At 29.3% G+C, this 16,774-nt stretch carries 15 protein-coding genes; 5 read left to right on the top strand and 10 right to left on the bottom strand.

The window, feature by feature from the left end; all coding sequences use genetic code 11:
- The first annotated feature begins 2 nt into the window (after positions 1-2).
- The 3 genes from EOV51_RS13035 to EOV51_RS13025 all read left to right on the top strand — a co-directional run bounded on the left by EOV51_RS13035 (position 3) and on the right by EOV51_RS13025 (position 4,434).
- Positions 3-956, top strand: coding sequence for a hypothetical protein (locus EOV51_RS13035; protein ID WP_128152969.1), 954 nt, complete (start codon positions 3-5; stop codon positions 954-956).
- Positions 957-986: 30 nt separating this feature from the next.
- Complete coding sequence (locus EOV51_RS13030) at positions 987-3,038, top strand: glycosyltransferase (protein WP_128152968.1); 2,052 nt, start codon at positions 987-989, stop codon at positions 3,036-3,038.
- Between the two features lie 154 nt (positions 3,039-3,192).
- Positions 3,193-4,434, top strand: a complete 1,242-nt coding sequence (locus EOV51_RS13025) for a glycosyltransferase family 4 protein (protein WP_128152967.1) — start codon at positions 3,193-3,195, stop codon at positions 4,432-4,434.
- Between the two features lie 8 nt (positions 4,435-4,442).
- On the opposite strand, the gene EOV51_RS13020 is transcribed toward EOV51_RS13025, so the two are convergent.
- Genes EOV51_RS13020 through EOV51_RS13005 form a run of 4 tightly spaced genes read right to left on the bottom strand, consistent with a single transcriptional unit; the run spans position 4,443 to position 9,556 of the window.
- Entirely contained in the window at positions 4,443-5,732 is a 1,290-nt protein-coding gene (locus EOV51_RS13020) for a glycosyltransferase family protein (protein WP_128152966.1), read from the bottom strand.
- Positions 5,733-5,741: 9 nt separating this feature from the next.
- Positions 5,742-8,246, bottom strand: coding sequence for a YfhO family protein (locus EOV51_RS13015; protein ID WP_128152965.1), 2,505 nt, complete (start codon positions 8,244-8,246; stop codon positions 5,742-5,744).
- Entirely contained in the window at positions 8,233-8,463 is a 231-nt protein-coding gene (locus tag EOV51_RS13010; RefSeq protein WP_128152964.1) for a hypothetical protein, read from the bottom strand. The genes EOV51_RS13015 and EOV51_RS13010 overlap by 14 nt, the downstream gene beginning before the upstream one ends.
- Before the next feature lie 22 nt (positions 8,464-8,485).
- Positions 8,486-9,556: a DUF6263 family protein gene (locus tag EOV51_RS13005; RefSeq protein ID WP_128152963.1), complete on the bottom strand. Its 1,071-nt coding sequence runs from the start codon at positions 9,554-9,556 to the stop codon at positions 8,486-8,488.
- Positions 9,557-9,758: 202 nt separating this feature from the next.
- Between EOV51_RS13005 and EOV51_RS13000 the strand changes: the two genes are divergently transcribed.
- Together EOV51_RS13000 and EOV51_RS12995 are read left to right on the top strand one after the other, a co-directional pair.
- On the top strand, positions 9,759-10,328 hold the full coding sequence (locus tag EOV51_RS13000) for an RNA polymerase sigma factor (protein ID WP_128152962.1): 570 nt from the start codon (positions 9,759-9,761) through the stop codon (positions 10,326-10,328).
- The gene (locus EOV51_RS12995; RefSeq protein ID WP_128152961.1) at positions 10,325-11,377 is read left to right on the top strand and encodes a hypothetical protein; all 1,053 of its coding nucleotides are present in this window, start codon (positions 10,325-10,327) and stop codon (positions 11,375-11,377) included. The genes EOV51_RS13000 and EOV51_RS12995 overlap by 4 nt, the downstream gene beginning before the upstream one ends.
- Before the next feature lie 3 nt (positions 11,378-11,380).
- Here EOV51_RS12995 and EOV51_RS12990 read toward each other — a convergent pair whose 3' ends face one another.
- The 6 genes from EOV51_RS12990 to EOV51_RS12965 form a co-directional block, all read right to left on the bottom strand.
- Entirely contained in the window at positions 11,381-12,166 is a 786-nt protein-coding gene (locus EOV51_RS12990; protein WP_128152960.1) for a DUF3108 domain-containing protein, read from the bottom strand.
- A gap of 124 nt (positions 12,167-12,290) precedes the next feature.
- Entirely contained in the window at positions 12,291-12,530 is a 240-nt protein-coding gene (locus EOV51_RS12985) for a NifU family protein (RefSeq protein WP_128152959.1), read from the bottom strand.
- 8 nt (positions 12,531-12,538) lie between these two features.
- Positions 12,539-13,618 carry an Mrp/NBP35 family ATP-binding protein gene (locus EOV51_RS12980; RefSeq protein WP_128152958.1) on the bottom strand — a complete coding sequence of 360 codons (1,080 nt, stop codon included), beginning with the start codon at positions 13,616-13,618 and terminating at the stop codon, positions 12,539-12,541.
- Positions 13,619-13,761: 143 nt separating this feature from the next.
- The gene (locus EOV51_RS12975; protein WP_128152957.1) at positions 13,762-14,502 is read right to left on the bottom strand and encodes a LytR/AlgR family response regulator transcription factor; all 741 of its coding nucleotides are present in this window, start codon (positions 14,500-14,502) and stop codon (positions 13,762-13,764) included.
- Between the two features lie 16 nt (positions 14,503-14,518).
- Positions 14,519-15,559 carry a sensor histidine kinase gene (locus EOV51_RS12970; protein WP_128152956.1) on the bottom strand — a complete coding sequence of 347 codons (1,041 nt, stop codon included), beginning with the start codon at positions 15,557-15,559 and terminating at the stop codon, positions 14,519-14,521.
- Positions 15,552-16,772, bottom strand: a complete 1,221-nt coding sequence (locus tag EOV51_RS12965) for an ABC transporter permease (RefSeq protein WP_128152955.1) — start codon at positions 16,770-16,772, stop codon at positions 15,552-15,554. Before EOV51_RS12965 ends, EOV51_RS12970 begins: the two co-directional genes overlap by 8 nt.
- Positions 16,773-16,774: the final 2 nt, after the last annotated feature.

Here is a 16,774-nt window from a genome sequence, read left to right as displayed (position 1 = left end):
AAATGAAGATTACACTTGTAAGTATGGATTTTAATGGCTATGATTCCTACATTGTTAAGTCATTAATTAAAAAAGGATTTGATGTACATCATATTAATTTGAAATCATTAAAAGTAAAATACCCTAATATTTTTTATAGAATTTTAAATTTTTTCTCAAAACTTTTATTTTCTCAAAACAATAAAATAAAATATCAAAAAAATGCAATTGAAAAAGCACTCGTTAAAATAGGCAAACAAGATTCCATATTGGTAATAAGAGCAGATCTTTTGACAAATGAGTCTCTTCGTGTATTAAGAAATCATACTAATCAATTTATAGCTTATCATTATGATAGTGTATCAAAATTCCCTAGAATTCTTCAAGTTTCAGATAAATTTGATCGTGTTTATTCATTTGAGAAAAAAGATTGTTTAAAATATGGCTATATTTTTATTACAAATTATATTTATGGTAAAATAGAAAAGCCTTCAAATAATTTTCAATATTATCTTTTTAATGTGAGTTCAAATGATAATAGAGCTCCTTTAATTGAAAGAATAGCTAAAAAATTGAATGAAAATAATTACAAATTTTACATTAGAATTGTAGGTACAATAAGTAAAAATCATAAGAAAATTGAAAATATTATTTATACAAAAAAATATATTTCTTTGGAAGAAGTTAAAAAATTGGCATCAGAATCTATGGCTATTTTAGATGTAAATGTTCCAGGGCAAGAAGGATTGTCCTTCCGTTTTTTTGAAGCATTGTCACAATCCAAAAAAATTATAACAACGAATCGTTCGATAAAAGATTATGATTTTTATAATGAAAATAACATTATGATAATCGAAAAAGATAATATTAATATTAATTCTGATTTTTTTAACAAATCATATGTTCCTATTGATAAATGTATCTTATCAAAATATACAATTGATGAATGGGTTGATGAAATTTTTAAATTACGATAAGTTAAAAATAAAAAATTTAATTACTAGGGGATGATTAAAAACTTTTTTGAAAACAGAAAAAAAATAAAAAGACTAAAAAATAACAGACTTAAAATTAAGATTAACAGTTTTGATTTAAATTTCTTTGATACCAATATTTTTGAGTTCACAGATGAATCAAAACCTCTTGTAAGTATTATTATTCCTGTATATAACCAGATTAAGTTCACCTTAAATTGTTTATATTCTATTTATTCAAATTTGGATAAAAACTTTAAAGTTGAAATTATTGTTATAAATGATAACAGCATAGATGATTCTTTAAGATATTTAGAAAAAATCAAAGGTATACGACTCGTAAATAATGAAAAAAATGAAGGTTTTCTACTGAGTATCAATAATGGAATAAGTATAGCCAAAGGTGAATATGTATATCTGTTGAATAATGATACGGAAGTTCAAAAGGATTTCTTATCAAGTTTGTTAAATGTATTTTCCAATAAAAAAGATGTAGGAGCGGTAGGTTCAATGCTTATATATCCAAATGGTAGATTACAAGAGGCAGGATGCTTGATATTTGATAACTGTGAAATAGTAAATTTAGGATATTTGGATGTGGTTGAAAACCCTCACTATAACTTTTTAAGAAAAGTAGACTATTGTTCAGGTTGTAGTTTGCTTTTTAAAAGAGTTAACTCAAATGGAGATTTAAACCTGCTTGATGTATCTTATGCTCCTGCTTATTACGAAGAAACAGATTTGTGTTCAAGATTAAAATTTGAACAAGGATTAGAAATATATTACCAACCACTATCTAAAATCGTGCATTTTGAAAATATGTCATATTCAAATGGAAATACTACAAAAGATAAATTGATCGATAAGAACAGAGAAACATTTAAAAACAGATGGGGTGATAAATATAAAACCCCAAGATACTATGTAAGTAATAATAAGAACTACACAAAACTTGATAAGAATTATATAAAAACTATATTGATTTTTGAACAAATACTACCGAAGTACGATTTAGATTCTGGATCAAGAAGGTTTACGGAAATGATCAAAATTTTAGTAAAGCATAATTATAAAATATACTTAGCTTTTACGGATATTAGTTTAGAATTTGATGAAAAATATGTAAAATATTTTGAAAATTTAGGTGTAGAGATTATTAGAACTTTTTTAGACAAGAAAAACAGATTAAATAAAGAGAAGGTTCAACTAAAGGAAATAGCACCAATTACTGATTTTATATGGATTTTTAGACCAGAATGTTTTGACCATTGGTATAAAAAATTAGATAAATATAATTTTAAATCTGAGGTTATATATGACATGTTAGATTTGCATTATTTGCGATTGCAAAGAGAACTTGAATTCCTTGAGCCTACTGAAAAAAGATTAAAAAATATCGAAAAGGTAAAAGCTCAGGAATTGAATGCCTTAAATTTATCTGATCGAATAATTGCCATTAGTGAAAAAGAAAAACAAGAAGTAGTTAATTTAGGTTATAGTGCTAATAAAATTAATATCATAAGTAATATTCATGAAATTAAACCTCTTGATAAGGCAATAACATTTAACGATCGTGAAGGAATTTTGTTTATAGGAGGATTTAAACATACTCCTAATTTAGATGCCGTCAATTATTTATACAATGATATTATGCCAATAGTCTGGAAGAGATTACCAAATTTAAACGTATATATAATAGGACAATGCACAGAAGAGCAGAAAATAAAGTTTGAAGACCCAAGATTTTTTCTTTTAGGATATGTAGAAGATGTGTCTAAATGGTTTTCGAAAGTAAAACTATCTATTGCTCCTTTAAGATATGGTGCCGGAGTAAAAGGAAAAATAGGGCAAAGTTTAGAATATTCTTTACCTGTAGTAACCACTGATATTGGTGCGGAAGGAATGTTTTTAGAAAATGAGAAAACAGCATTGATAGCCAATACTAAAGAAGAGTTTTCAGATTCAATAATTAACCTGTACTCTAATGAAACTCTTTGGAATCTATTAAGCAATAATTCAGAAAAAGCACTTTATCCTTTTTCAACTGAAAAAATGGAAAAAGAATTAGTAAATATTTTAAGGTAAATTGATTAATATTAAACAAATCTTATTATGATTTAAAAAATAAAATATAGAATTGAAACTAAGTGCATTTTGTTTAAAAACAATTTAAAATAAATTAAGAAAAGAATTTAATAAATTATTCTGTAATCTAAAAGGAAAAATTTTGAGTTTTATTATGAAAGATGGTAAAGAAAAAATAGCCATTGTAGTTCAAAGGTTTGGCAAAGAAATTAATGGAGGTGCCGAACAGCATGCTTCATTACTAGTTAATCATTTAAAAGAAAAGTATGAAGTTGAAGTATTAACGAGCTGTGCTTATGAATATTTTAATTGGAAAAATTATTATAATGAAGGTAAAGAATCAATTGACGATATAGATGTTTTAAGATTTAAAACTAATAATAAAAATAAAGGAAAAATAGAAAAACATGCCAGATATTTATACAAAAATCTAAAATATTTGAAATATAAAGTGAATTTGTTGAATTTTTTATATGTTGCTATTAAAAGATTTCAATACAGATATAATAATAAAATATTTGATCAATGGTTAGAGGAACAGGGTCCATGTACCAGTGGGCTTGTTGATTATCTTAAAAATAACAAAGAAAAATATAAAGCAGTTATTTTTTTTACTTATTTATATTATCCAACAAATTTTGGAATTAGGGAAGTATCAGAAAAAAGTATTTTAATTCCAACGGCACATGATGAATTACCTTTTTATTATACGGGTTTTAAAAAATTATTTAGTCGACCTAAATTTATAATGTATAATACGTTATCAGAGAAAAATATGGTTGAGAAAACATACCCTCAATCAAAGAAAATAAAATCAGATATTGCAGGAGTTGGTTTTAAAAATATAATTTTCAATCCTAATTCTACATGGGCAATACCAGAATTTAGGTATTTTGTTTACATAGGTCGTATTGATTCGGGAAAAGGTTGTGATGTGTTAATTGAAAACTTTAAAAATCTTAAAGGAAGAGATTTTAAGTTAGTTATGATTGGTGAAAATTTTATGAAAGAAAAATCTCACAATAATGTAATTTTTACAGGATTCATTAGTGAAGAAGAAAAATGGAATTATTTAAAAAATTCTGAAGCTCTAATTATACCATCATTATATGAAAGTCTTTCTATGGTAACGTTAGAAGCTATGTCTATAGGCATTCCGGTTTTAGCTAATGCTAAATGCGAAGTGTTAAAAGATCATATCATTAATAGTAAAGCAGGTTTTGCGTATACAAACTTTGAAGATTTTAAATTATATATTAAAAAAATATTATCCTTGTCACAAAATGAAAAAATAACGTTGGGTGAAAATGGAAAAAAGTATGTTAATGAAAATTACCAATGGGAGATAATTATAGATAAATTTATAAAAGCGATCAATGAAGTAAGTTCAAAATAAAGGATTTGTTATTTTTTAATAATCTGAACTAATTTTTTAGTTAAATTTTTTCTATGAAAATCGTTTATTTTTTCTGAAGTTATAGGATAAATCTGATTTTTCCATTTTTCATACTCACTTAGTAAGAAAAATTTTAAACTATCTATTTCATCATAAGTAAAGTGTTCTCCTGTCTGTGTGTAATTTATTATTTTGGATACATCGGAATCTTTAGGTCCTATAGATAAAATAGTTTTTCCAGTAGCCAGATATTCAAACAGCTTTCCTGGTATAATTCCTTTAGATTTATCCTCAGGGAAGTTGGTTATTAAAAGTATATTAGAATTATTCATTTCCTGAATAGATTCGAAATGGGTTAAATAACCTTTATTAACCATATTATTAATTATAATTGTATCTCCTAAATCATCAAGTATAGATTCAGCAATTTTACCAACAAACTTTAATTGAAAATCAGCTTTGAAATCCGGATGTTGCTTTAATAAAACTTCAAGAGCTTTCCATAAATTATCAGGATTTCTTAAAGTTTCAAGCATTCCAATATATGCAAGTGTAAATTTATCAGTTTTTTGACTTCTATTTGCGTCTAAAATTTCAGAATCAAATCCATTGGTAATACAAAAAACTTCTTTAGCTCCAAGCTTTTCAAAATTTTCTTTATCAGAATAACTTGTTGAAAGAACAATATCCGCATTGCTCATAACCTTTCTTTCAAGCTTTTTATGTTTTTTATCTGAATATTGTGTTAAACTTAATTGTGAATAATAAGAAATTTGTGTCCATGGATCCCTGAAATCAGCAATCCACTTTATATTAGGCATTTTTTCTTTTAAACCAAGACCTATCAGATGCATACTATGAGGTGGTCCGCTGGTAATAATCAAATCAATCTGGTTATTTTTGATATATTTTTCTAAATATTTAATGGAAGGTTTAATCCAGAATTTTCGGGCATCTGGAATAAAAAAATTACCCCGAATAAAAACAGATAATCTCGATAATATTCCTTGCTTTTTTTTTGACTCGAATTGTCCTGCTTTAAAATCTTTATTTTTTTTAGATAATTTTTCAGCAATACCATAAGGTTCCCAAATACTTTTTTTAATAATCTTTACTTCCGGACTAATTTCTGAAAGTAAACTAGTATCAACAATCGGATATGATGGGTTTTTTGGTATATAAACATGAGGCTCATATCCGAATTCGGGAAGATATTTAGAAAATTTTAACCATCTTTGAACTCCCGGACCTCCTGCTGGTGGCCAGTAGTATGAAATTATTAAAATTTTCCTATCCATATTAAAATTTTACGGTGTTTTTACAATTTCATTTTTTTTATATTTCCAAAATAATAATCCTCCGCTTAAAATAATGAATAACACAAAAGATAGTAAAGTGATAATTTTACCTTTTTGAATTACAGATGGTTCAAATTTAAAATTAATTGTATGCTTTCCTGCTGGTATTTTTAGTGCTCTCAAAATATAATCCGCCTGATAAATAGTGGTCGGTTTATCATCTATGTAAGCGTTCCAACCATGTGGATAGTAAATTTCAGAAAATACAGCCAGTTGTTCCGATTTACTATTGGAAGAATATGTAAGATGGTTAGGTTCATATTCAATCAATTCAATACTAGAGAGAGTATCTTTAAGAGGACTGATAGATAAATCTTTTTGGAACTTAGAGTTAATAACAGCCTGTTTTTTATTATCTATTTTACCAAGCATGCTAATTTCCTCATCAGCATTTTTTGCAAATATAACATCTTTGACAAACCAAGCATTTCCATTATTATTAGGATTAGGAATTGGTCTAATCACAGAATCAGCTGTAATAATGTATTTAGTGTTTAGCATATCCAGAATAGGCAAATTAATGCTATCCGATAAATAAAAATCAATTATATCCTGGTAACGCTGAAGCTTAGCTCCATGGTATCCTCCTATAGATTGGTGAAAATACGAAGTATTGGTTTCATTAAAAGGGCTTAAGAGTAAATTATATACTCTGTAATGAGCCTGATCTTTTTCTTTGATGGCTTCCAGCACCTGATTAACAGGAACAGCATTTACAATACGGGCGAGTGCAGGATCTGATTCTGCTTTTTGCATCTGATTTTCCGTTATTTCAGTAGGAAAAGGATTTTTATAAAGTTGTTTATCTACAAAATTCTCATCATTTAAATAACGTTTGTTAACTCCCCATAAATCAATAAGCGAAAGGGCTGCTAAGGCAAAAACAACATATTCAGATTTAAACTGACGAATCTGAGATAAATATAAAAATGCAGAAGTTAGTAATACAAATATAAAGGTTCGCAAAACGTCTGCTTCAAATAATTCATATCTGTCTTTTCTAATGGCTTCAAGAATAGCTGAACTTATGGTTTCTCCTTCCAAATTGGTATGAAATTTAAATAAAGAGAATCCGAAAAAGTAAAAAATTAATAAAATTCCTAAAACAATTCCTGAAATTATCAGAAGATATTTCTTTTTATATTCAGCTGAAAATTGTTCATCTTTAAAATAAGAATAAACACCCAGCAAAGCAAGTAATGGAATTGTAAATTCAGCAACAACCAAGGCTGATGAAACAGCTCTGAATTTAGTATACATCGGAAAATATTGAATCATAAAATCAGTAAAGACCGAGAAGTTTTTACCCCATGCAAGAAGAAAGCTTAATAGAGTGGCTGTTAATAACCACCATTTGTATTTGCTCCTATAGAAAAATAATGCAAGAACAGATAAAAAAATAACTACAGCACCCTGATAAGCAGGACCCACAGTACCTGGCTGTTCTCCCCAATAGGAACCATTGAAAGATTTTTGAAAATTAGCATACTCCTGTTCCGATCTGATATTTTCCTGTAAGGCGGGCTGAAGATGCTCAGGTTTAAAACTTTTCTCATTGTTTCCACCTCCCATAAAGTTAGGAATAAAAAGATTTACAGTTTCTAAAATTCCATAACTCCAGTGGGTTATATAATCAGTATCTAATCCATGATTAGTATTTGATGTATTATCTTTATTTATGGTAAGCTCTGATTTACCCCGGGTCGTTTCTTTCGAATATTCGTAAGTGGAAAGCAGACGTGATGAATTCATGCCTAATGAAAAAATAAATGCAGATAACAATAATCCGGTTGAGATACCAAAAGATTTAAATGTTTTAGTTTGTATGGTTTGTATTAGTTGTATAATTCCAAAAATAGCCAGTGCCATGAAAAGGTAATAGGTCATCTGGGGGTGATTGGCTGCTATTTGTAGAGATAAAAACAGAGTTGTTAATATAAAACCCCAAACATATTTTTTTTCATATAGTAAATATACTCCTGCTACAAATGGAGCAAAATAGGCAACAGTATGAACTTTGGCATTATGCCCGGCTCCGATAATAATAAAAAAGTAGGTTGAAAAAGCAAACATTATACTTCCTAAAAGTGCATATTTCCAGTTTTTTAACCATACCATTCCAAGTAGAAAAAAACCGCTTAAAAGTAAAAATAAGTAGTTAGCAGGAGTTGGAAAATATCGCAATAAACGATCCAGGCTTTTAATAATGTCTGCAGGATAATTTGCACCCATTTGATAAGTAGGCATACCACCAAACATTGAATTACTCCAATAAGTATCTTCACCATGTGCTTTTCTATATTCCTCAAGTTCGTGAGCTCCTCCCTTATAATGAATAATATCGGGTTGAGAAATATACTTACCGGATAAAAGCGGGGTGAAATATGCAAAAGAAATTATGGTAAAAATTACCAGACACCCTATAATAGGGAGTATATAACTATTTTTTTTCATTATTATTATTAGTGTCTACTTCTTCATAATCAACAGTTTCAGCATCCCATTTTATATCTTTTTTAGAATAGTTATCTGGTGATTTTCGCTCTGTAGATTGAAAAGACTGGGATGTTTTTTTATTATTGGATGGGGTTGGGCTGAAAAGTCTGTTTAGAAATTTAAACACAAAATAAGCAACTACTGCAAATAAGATAAATTCAATTAATCTTCCCATTTCCTATGTAATTATTGATTAATTAATTAATATAAGTATTGTTAACTGTTTTTTGTACGGCTTGTTCTGATTCTTCTCCTTTTTTAGCAGAACGGGTTTCAGTTACCGAAACAGTAAATACTCCCTTAGTAATCCATCCGGATTTAGTATCAATAGTAACTTTACCATTCTGAAATCCCTTAACAGAAATTTTATAGGTTACACCTTCTAAGACCTTAGATTCTGATTGGCTGGGTATATTACCCTGTAATTTTACTTCTGCATAATTTTCATCTACTTTAACCAGTTCATTATATCCTTTTCCTTTCATTGAAGGATTATTATTCCATTTTTCTCCTATTTTCAATCCCTGAGAAGGAAACTTCATGATTGAACTTTCAAATTGAGCTTTAAAAATCTCTGCATTGAATCCTTTTTTAAATGCCTGAACAAAATCATCAAGTTCTTTCCCTTTAAGATCTCCTGTTAATGCGGATTTTGCTTTGGAATAAACAGCATCAAGTCCGTTAATGTTAGAAACATTACCATAAATATCCATATTCATGGTAAAAGTTATATTACTTATGGCTTTATATATTTTCCACATTTTGGCCTGATCAGGATTTGAAGGTTTTTGTCCGTTAGTATCAAAAACCGATTGCTGGCCATCAGCTTTAGTAATAACTTTTTTACCACCCATATGCACTTGAAGAACATATTTTCCATCTTTGATATCCAATACGGTAAAGCTAAGCGGTTCTTTCGATTCCATACTTATAGTTTGGCTTTCTCCCCGTATGGTTAAAGTTTGAGTATTAGTTTCCCGGGTATTAAAAGGGTATACTTTTCCTTTTTCAAGGATATATCGTAAATGGTATGTATTATCTTCTGATTTATAAATTCCTGTTTCTGCAATAGGAGTCTTTGAAGTTGTATCTATAATTGAGGGAACAAAGCCCGGCTTATTGACAAGGGAGAGATTTTGAGTATCTTTTGCAGGGATTACAGAGGCTGAATCCAGCAATTTAGATTTTTCTTCATTTTTACATGAATTAAATATAGAGGATGACACTAAAGCAAATAAAATTGAAAACGCTATAAGTGGTTTTTTCATTAGGTAAAATTTTTCGCAAGTTACTAAGATAATTTTTATTTGTAAATAAAAGAATAAAAAACCTGTCATTTTTAACAGCTTATTTACATTTTGAATAAAATACTAAGTGTTTAAAACAGATTCACAAAATAATACTCTGATAAAATCAGTGTTAAAGACTGATATATTTGTTACTTTTGTATATTACTGTAAGAAAAAATTTTTGAAAGAAAAGATACAAATAGCAGGCTTTACCGATGAAGAACTTTTGAAAAAATATAAAGAAACTTCGGATTCCGAATATTTTGGTAGTTTATATAATCGTTACATACCTTTAATCTATGGTTTATGTCTTAAATATTTGAAAGATCAGGACAAAGCTCAGGACGCAGTAATGCAGATTTTTGAAAATGTAGTTTCAAAAATTTTAAATTACCCAGTATTAAACTTCAAAACCTGGATATATTCAGTTGCTAAAAATCACTGTCTTCAGGAAATCAGATCTTCTAAAAAAGAAATTGTAGTTGATTTTAATAGTGAAATTATGGAATCTGAGGATATTGTGCATCTATTAGAAGAGAAGGATGAGCAGGAAGATAGATTTAAAATCCTGGAAAAATGCATGGAATTACTGCCTCCACCTCAAAGAGTGGCGGTAAATTTATTTTTTTTTAAAGAAAAATCTTACATAGAAATAGCTGATATAACCAATAATCAGTTAAAAAGTGTTAAAAGTTTTATTCAGAACGGAAAGAGAAATTTGAAAATTTGTATAGAAAAAAATCTAAAGTGAAAAAATTATTAGATTACATACAAGGAGACCGAAGAGGTAAGGACGCACATGAAATAGAGCGTAATGCAATGACTGATCCTTTTTTGCAAGATGCTTTAGATGGATATGATTCCATAAATGGTGATCATTTGGATACAATCAAACGCTTACAGTCCCAGATAAATCAAAAAACAAAAACAAAAAAATCGTATACCAGCTATTTATATATAGCCGCCAGTATCGTAGTATTATTTTCTATCGGAGCCCTTTTTTTACTATATGATTCAAATAATCAAGAATCTACCATAGCTTATCAACTTCCACAAGATAATAAGCCAAGTCCATCAATCATGTATGAACATGAACCGTCATCTATATTAAAATCTGAAAGAACAGCTAAAATTTATAATGAGAAAAAAGAAAAAACCAGTACTTATAGTAATAAAAACAAAAATCAGTCAAAGCCCAATAAGGTAGATGAAAGTTTAGCATTAAATGAGCCTTTGGCATATTTAGAACCTTCGTATAGCAGTATTAATAAAGATGATATAAGTACAGAAAATGTTCCAGATGTATCTGAGAAATTTTTAAGAGCTAGTCCGATTAAAAAATTAAGTAGAATTAATGAGAGGAGAGATAACAAAAGTCTGGATGGTAACCTGGGAGTAATAACTACAGATTCTGCTTTACAGCAAAAAGGAAGTTTATCAAATAATGACTTAGCATTAAATAAAGATAATAAAGAACAGTATCCCGATAGAGAGTTATTATCACTTTCAAAAAGTGCGATAATTATAGATAATGTTCAGTATGAAGCAGTTCCGGTAATAGGCAATGAACTTTATAACGAGTATTTAAAGGAACAAGTAGTTTTGTCAAAAGAAGATAAATGCTATTCTGCGAAAGGTGTATTAATTTTACATTTTTCCGTTTCAGAAAAAGGAGTTCCCAATGATTTTAAAATTGTTAAATCTTTGTGTAAATCATTAGATAATAATCTAATTAAAGCTATTAAAAAAGGTTCACTTTGGACTGCCGGAAAGAAAGGTGAAATTATATTTGAAAGATAATATTTATTTTTTTGTAAAATTTATTGGATTTTGCAGGTTTTTATAGCTGCTCAAATCTGCTTTAAGAGAACCTACAGCTAATTCTGCCTTAATTTGTACAGGAACATGATTAGAATCGTCAGTTACCCACATGGTAACACTTTCTTTTTCTTTAAAAACTCTTCCAGATAAAACATAAGGTCTTATTTTTAAACATTTAACTGTGCCAAAACTGGTTTTCATGTTTTCCCTGCCCAGAATTTTTAGTTTAAAATTTAAAACTTCATTGTCCAAAAAAATATCTAAAGTAATAAAATCACCGGTTTTATAATTATCCGTATCCATATTTCTCAAATAATAAAATGCGGAAAGCATATCATGAATTTGTCCAGTGAAATTATAATTTTTTGAAGTATTATTTCTATTATCTGTATAAGTCAGTTTTTTATTCTTATGATCAATTACCATAGTTTGATCTCTTACATAACTACCTTCTTTAATTTTTCGAATAAATTTAGAAGAAAGAAGATTTGATTTATCCATATAGGTTTCATATCTGTCTTCCACTTTAAAAAAAACTTTAACAGCTCCGGTAGAATACCCTTCACCAATTACGTGGTAGTGAGGTTTACCATTAAAAGTAGTTTCACTGGTAGTCAAAGTAGCATAACCAGCATTCAAAAGTCCGTAATGAAGTCTGTATCGTAAATATTCTCCATCCTTAAACTGAGATGAATCAGATACCGAATCGGCAGAAATATAAAAGAAAGAAACTATAATAACTAAAAAAACAGATAACTTTTTTTTCATGGATCTTAGTTTTTATGAACAAATTATTTTAGTTTAAAACAAATAAAATTAATTTGTTAAAATTATAAAAAACTAATCAAACTTATTGCCAAAATTATTAAGCCATAAGAAAAATCAGGTATAATTATTCAGTAACGCTGATTACTTCTTCAATTTCGGGAACATGTTTTTTGATAGTTGTTTCAACACCAAGTTTTAACGTACTTTGATTGATAGAACAATCTGAACAGGCTCCTATAAATTTAATTTTGACTTTGTTATCTTTAATTTCGATAAGTTCAATATCTCCTCCATCTGAAATAAGAAATGGGCGAATTTCATCTAAAGCTTCGTGAATTTTGTCTGCTAATGTGGTATTACTCATAAAAAAAATTATTTGGTTGAACATCCTGCCATGGTAGTAATTCGTACAGCTTCAGTAGGTGGAAGTGACTCGTTTCTGTTAACCAGACTTTGGATCATATTTTTAGAAATGTTTCGGTAAATATCGGAAATAAACTCATCTTCCTGCAAAGCAGCAGGACGCCCGTAATCAGAAGCTTCTCTGATAGATTGTACAATAGGTACTTCCCCTAACAATGGAACGTCTAAAGTTTCAGCCAGTTTCTGAACTCCTTTTTTACCGAATATATAATATTTATTTTCCGGAAGTTCTTTAGGAGTAAAATATGCCATATTTTCAACTAATCCCAATACGGGAACATTGATTTCAGGCATTTGGAACATAGCAACCCCTTTTTTAACATCAGCAAGTGCAACATGTTGAGGAGTACTTACAATGACAGAACCTGTAACAGGAACTTCCTGTACAATAGATAAATGTATGTCACCCGTACCCGGAGGTAAATCAATGAGAAGGAAATCAAGTTCACCCCAATCAGCATCGTGTAATAGCTGATGAATAGCTTTGGAAGCCATGGCACCACGCCAAACTACTGCCTGATTGGATCCCGCAAAAAAACCTAATGAAAGTAACTTCACACCGTAACTTTCAACAGGAATAATTTTATTATTTTCAGATAAAGGTTTTTCATCAACCACATCGAACATTACAGGTACTGAAGGACCGTAGATATCAGCATCCAGCAAACCTACTTTGAATCCCATTTTTTGTAAAGAAACTGCCAGATTAGAAGCTATAGTAGACTTTCCAACACCTCCTTTACCGGAAGCTATGGCAATAATATTTTTTACACCGGGAATCGATTTTCCTTTAGACGTCTCTTTTTCAGGTACTTCAACCAGTATATTTAATTTTAACTGTATTTCTTTTCCGAATTTCTCTTCAAAAGCAGTATGCATGGCAACCTCCATTCTTTTCTTTTCATGCATAGCCGGAGAGTGGGAAAGCATGTCAATCATAACAGTACTTCCCATAATTTGTATATTTCTTACCAGGTCATCAACCTCTATCTCTTTTAAAAAGCTTTTAATTTCTTCTTTACTAATCATCTTTTAATTTAAAAAGTGTGATACACTTAAATTTTTACAAATTTACTAAATCTTAAGGGATATACGAAAATAGTTTTGAAAAAGAAAACTAATCAGAGAATAGGTAAATAGTATAGACCGATTCATTTATCAAAACCTTAAAATTAGTTAGCGGAATTGGTTTGTAAAAACTGTTGAAAGTTATCTTTATATTGATCAGATATGGTTATATGCTGTTGATTTATGACTACTTGATTTTTTTCTACCGATTGTATTTTATCTAAAGCAATAATAAATGATCTATGAATTCGCATGAAGTTATTTTTAGGAAGCTCTTCTTCAAGTTTTTTTAAGCTCATTAAGGTAAGAATGGGCTTAGGCTCATTAACCAACCATATTTTAACGTAATCTTTCAAACCTTCAATATATAAAATGGTATCAAAAATTATTTTTATTTGTTTATATTCTGAACGAATAAAAAAGTAAGAAGTAGTAGAAACTGGAGTAATCTGTGGCATAAGGGAATGTTGATTTAACAAAGAAAACCATTCCTTTGCTTTATTGGCAGCTAATAAAAATTCTTTATAATCAAAAGGTTTAAGCAAATAGTCAAGGGCCTTAACTTTATAACCGTCCAAAGCATACTGATCGAAAGCAGTAGTAAATACAACCCGGCTATCATCCGTAAGAGTTTCGGCAAGTTCCATGCCTGTAAGTTCCGGCATTTGTATATCCAGAAATAATAAATTAATTTTTTCCTTATTAAGAAAAGCTAATGCATCAATAGCATTTGAAAATTTGCCTTTTAATTCAAAAAACGGGGTTTTGATAACATAACTTTCAATAAGATTTAAAGCCATAGGTTCGTCATCAACGATAATACAGGTAATTTTGTTTTCAGCCATCAATAAATATAAACGATTAATTTAATTTAAATTCCAGAATTACAATATATTGATCCTGGATAATTTTTGATGTATAAATGTATTCATTTGGATACAATAAATCAAGTCTTTTATTAAGATTTTCCATTCCAATTCCCGAACCACTTTTATCAGAATTAGTTTTAGGGAAATTTTTATTTTTTGATACAAAACGGATTACATTTTTATTTACTTCCATCTGAAAATCAATTTCAGATTCCTGTGTAGCTGAAACGCCATGCTTAAAAGCATTTTCAATGATAGAAATAAATAGTAAAGGAGGCACTGTAATTGAATTATCTACTTTAGGTAGAAAAGAATGTACATGTGTTTTATCGGTTAGTCTGAGCTTCATTAATTCAATATACTTATTCATAAAGTCAATTTCTTTGTTTAACTGAACTTTATCTGAATTTGATTCATATAAAAGATACCTCATTAGTTTACTAAGACTGTGTAAGGTTTCTTTTGCTTTTTCCGGAGCTATGTCCACCAGAGAATATATATTGTTTAACGAATTAAAGAAGAAATGTGGCTGTATTTGATATTTTAAATGTTCCAGTTCAGAATGTAACTTTATATTTTCAATTTCCTTTTTTTCAGCTTCGGTTTTCAGCCATCTTTCACCAATTTTTAAAGCGACAACAAAAGCAATAGGAATAATCATGGAAAGGCTGTCAATATATATGAAAAAAGATCGGGAAGGTCTTATAGGATGAGAAAATTTCGGACGGTTATCCACAAACATTTTAAGAATATATTCATGTTTTATCCACACAAACAGTCCAATAACAATAATATTTATTAAAATAAAAAGGAAAATTTTCTTTGTGAATATAAATTTCTTTATCAATAACAAATAATTCAGATAAAATATGATGATGTAAAATAATAAAGGAATCCAGGAATGTTCCGTAATATTGGATAGACTGGTTTGCCCGGAAATAAATAGATACGGGGAAATGAATAACAATCCCCATACACCTATATGTAAAAGTATAATTAAGTATTTATTATAAAAATATTTGGTACTATTCATAACGTAAAGCATCTATTGGATCCAGATCGGATGCTTTTTTGGCAGGATACCAGCCAAAAAATACTCCGGTAATTGTACATACTACAAATGAAATAAGAATGGAATAAAAAGTTACACTTACCGGCCATCCGACAAAGGTACTTATAAAATAAGTAGAAGTCAGACCTATCAATACACCGAAAGCTCCGCCAGTAAAACTAATCAGGATAGCCTCAATCAAAAACTGCATAAGAATATCTTTACCACGGGCCCCCACAGCCATACGCAAACCTATTTCCCGGGTTCTTTCCTTTACAGAAACGTACATGATATTCATGATTCCAATTCCTCCAACTACCAGTGAAATACTGGCTATAGCCACAAGTAAAATCGTTAGCATTTCACTAGTGGAACTCATAGTGGATATAATTTCCTGTTGTGAAAAAGTATTAAAATTATCTTCATCATTCTCGCGTAGACTATGAGATTGTCTCATCAATTCAGTTAATTCGGTTACAGCATCTTCTGCTTTATCTTCACTTACTGCGGAAGCAACTATAGAATTAAGATAGGTAATGGCAAGAACTCTTTTTTGAACTGCGGTATAGGGAGCCAGAATGATATCATCCTGATCCTGCCCGAATGTATTTTCTCCTTTTTCGCTTAATACACCAATGATTTTAAAAGGAATTTTATTAAAACGTATAATTTTACCAATCGGATCTTCACCGTTGGGAAAAAGATTATCTACAATGGTTTTACCTATAACACAAACTTTAGCATATGTATTTACTTCATCTTGGGTAAACATACTTCCATCCTTAATATCAAGATTTCGAATATCAAGATAATCTGGAGATACTCCGTAAATAGAAGTAGGCCAGTTGTTAGAACCATTAATAGACTGTCCATTACCATTAACGACCGGGGATATATCTGTAATAAGGGTAGCCTTATTTTTTAGATAATTCATGTCTTTTAAAGTCAGCGTCTGAGATGAACTCATATCCATCCGTACACCACCTTGTCTTCCAGCTCCTGGACGGATAGTAATAATATTTGACCCCATGCTGGATAAGTTATCTTGAATACTTCTTTTAGATCCTTCTCCAATGGCTAACATTGCAATAACAGATGCTACTCCGATGATAATTCCCAGCATGGTTAGCAAAGTCCTCATTTTATTTAAGAGGATAGCTCTAAATGATATTTTAAATAAATTGTTTAAATTCATGA

Source organism: Apibacter raozihei, from assembly GCF_004014855.1.
GTDB classification, from domain to species: Bacteria; Bacteroidota; Bacteroidia; order Flavobacteriales; family Weeksellaceae; genus Apibacter; species Apibacter raozihei.
Note: the sequence above shows the minus strand (reverse complement) of the source record. Positions and strands in the feature narration are given on the sequence as shown.

What these genes read in the sequence shown, in the direction of transcription:
- EOV51_RS13035 (WP_128152969.1), top strand. Translation starts at nt 3, where the DNA reads ATGAAGATTACACTTGTAAGTATGGATTTTAATGGCTATGATTCCTAC.
- EOV51_RS13030 (WP_128152968.1), top strand. Translation starts at nt 987, where the DNA reads ATGATTAAAAACTTTTTTGAAAACAGAAAAAAAATAAAAAGACTAAAA.
- EOV51_RS13025 (WP_128152967.1), top strand. Translation starts at nt 3,193, where the DNA reads ATGAAAGATGGTAAAGAAAAAATAGCCATTGTAGTTCAAAGGTTTGGC.
- EOV51_RS13020 (WP_128152966.1), bottom strand. Translation starts at nt 5,732, where the DNA reads ATGGATAGGAAAATTTTAATAATTTCATACTACTGGCCACCAGCAGGA.
- EOV51_RS13015 (WP_128152965.1), bottom strand. Translation starts at nt 8,246, where the DNA reads ATGAAAAAAAATAGTTATATACTCCCTATTATAGGGTGTCTGGTAATT.
- EOV51_RS13010 (WP_128152964.1), bottom strand. Translation starts at nt 8,463, where the DNA reads ATGGGAAGATTAATTGAATTTATCTTATTTGCAGTAGTTGCTTATTTT.
- EOV51_RS13005 (WP_128152963.1), bottom strand. Translation starts at nt 9,556, where the DNA reads ATGAAAAAACCACTTATAGCGTTTTCAATTTTATTTGCTTTAGTGTCA.
- EOV51_RS12990 (WP_128152960.1), bottom strand. Translation starts at nt 12,166, where the DNA reads ATGAAAAAAAAGTTATCTGTTTTTTTAGTTATTATAGTTTCTTTCTTT.
- EOV51_RS12985 (WP_128152959.1), bottom strand. Translation starts at nt 12,530, where the DNA reads ATGAGTAATACCACATTAGCAGACAAAATTCACGAAGCTTTAGATGAA.
- EOV51_RS12980 (WP_128152958.1), bottom strand. Translation starts at nt 13,618, where the DNA reads ATGATTAGTAAAGAAGAAATTAAAAGCTTTTTAAAAGAGATAGAGGTT.
- EOV51_RS12975 (WP_128152957.1), bottom strand. Translation starts at nt 14,502, where the DNA reads ATGGCTGAAAACAAAATTACCTGTATTATCGTTGATGACGAACCTATG.
- EOV51_RS12970 (WP_128152956.1), bottom strand. Translation starts at nt 15,559, where the DNA reads ATGAATAGTACCAAATATTTTTATAATAAATACTTAATTATACTTTTA.
- EOV51_RS12965 (WP_128152955.1), bottom strand. Translation starts at nt 16,772, where the DNA reads ATGAATTTAAACAATTTATTTAAAATATCATTTAGAGCTATCCTCTTA.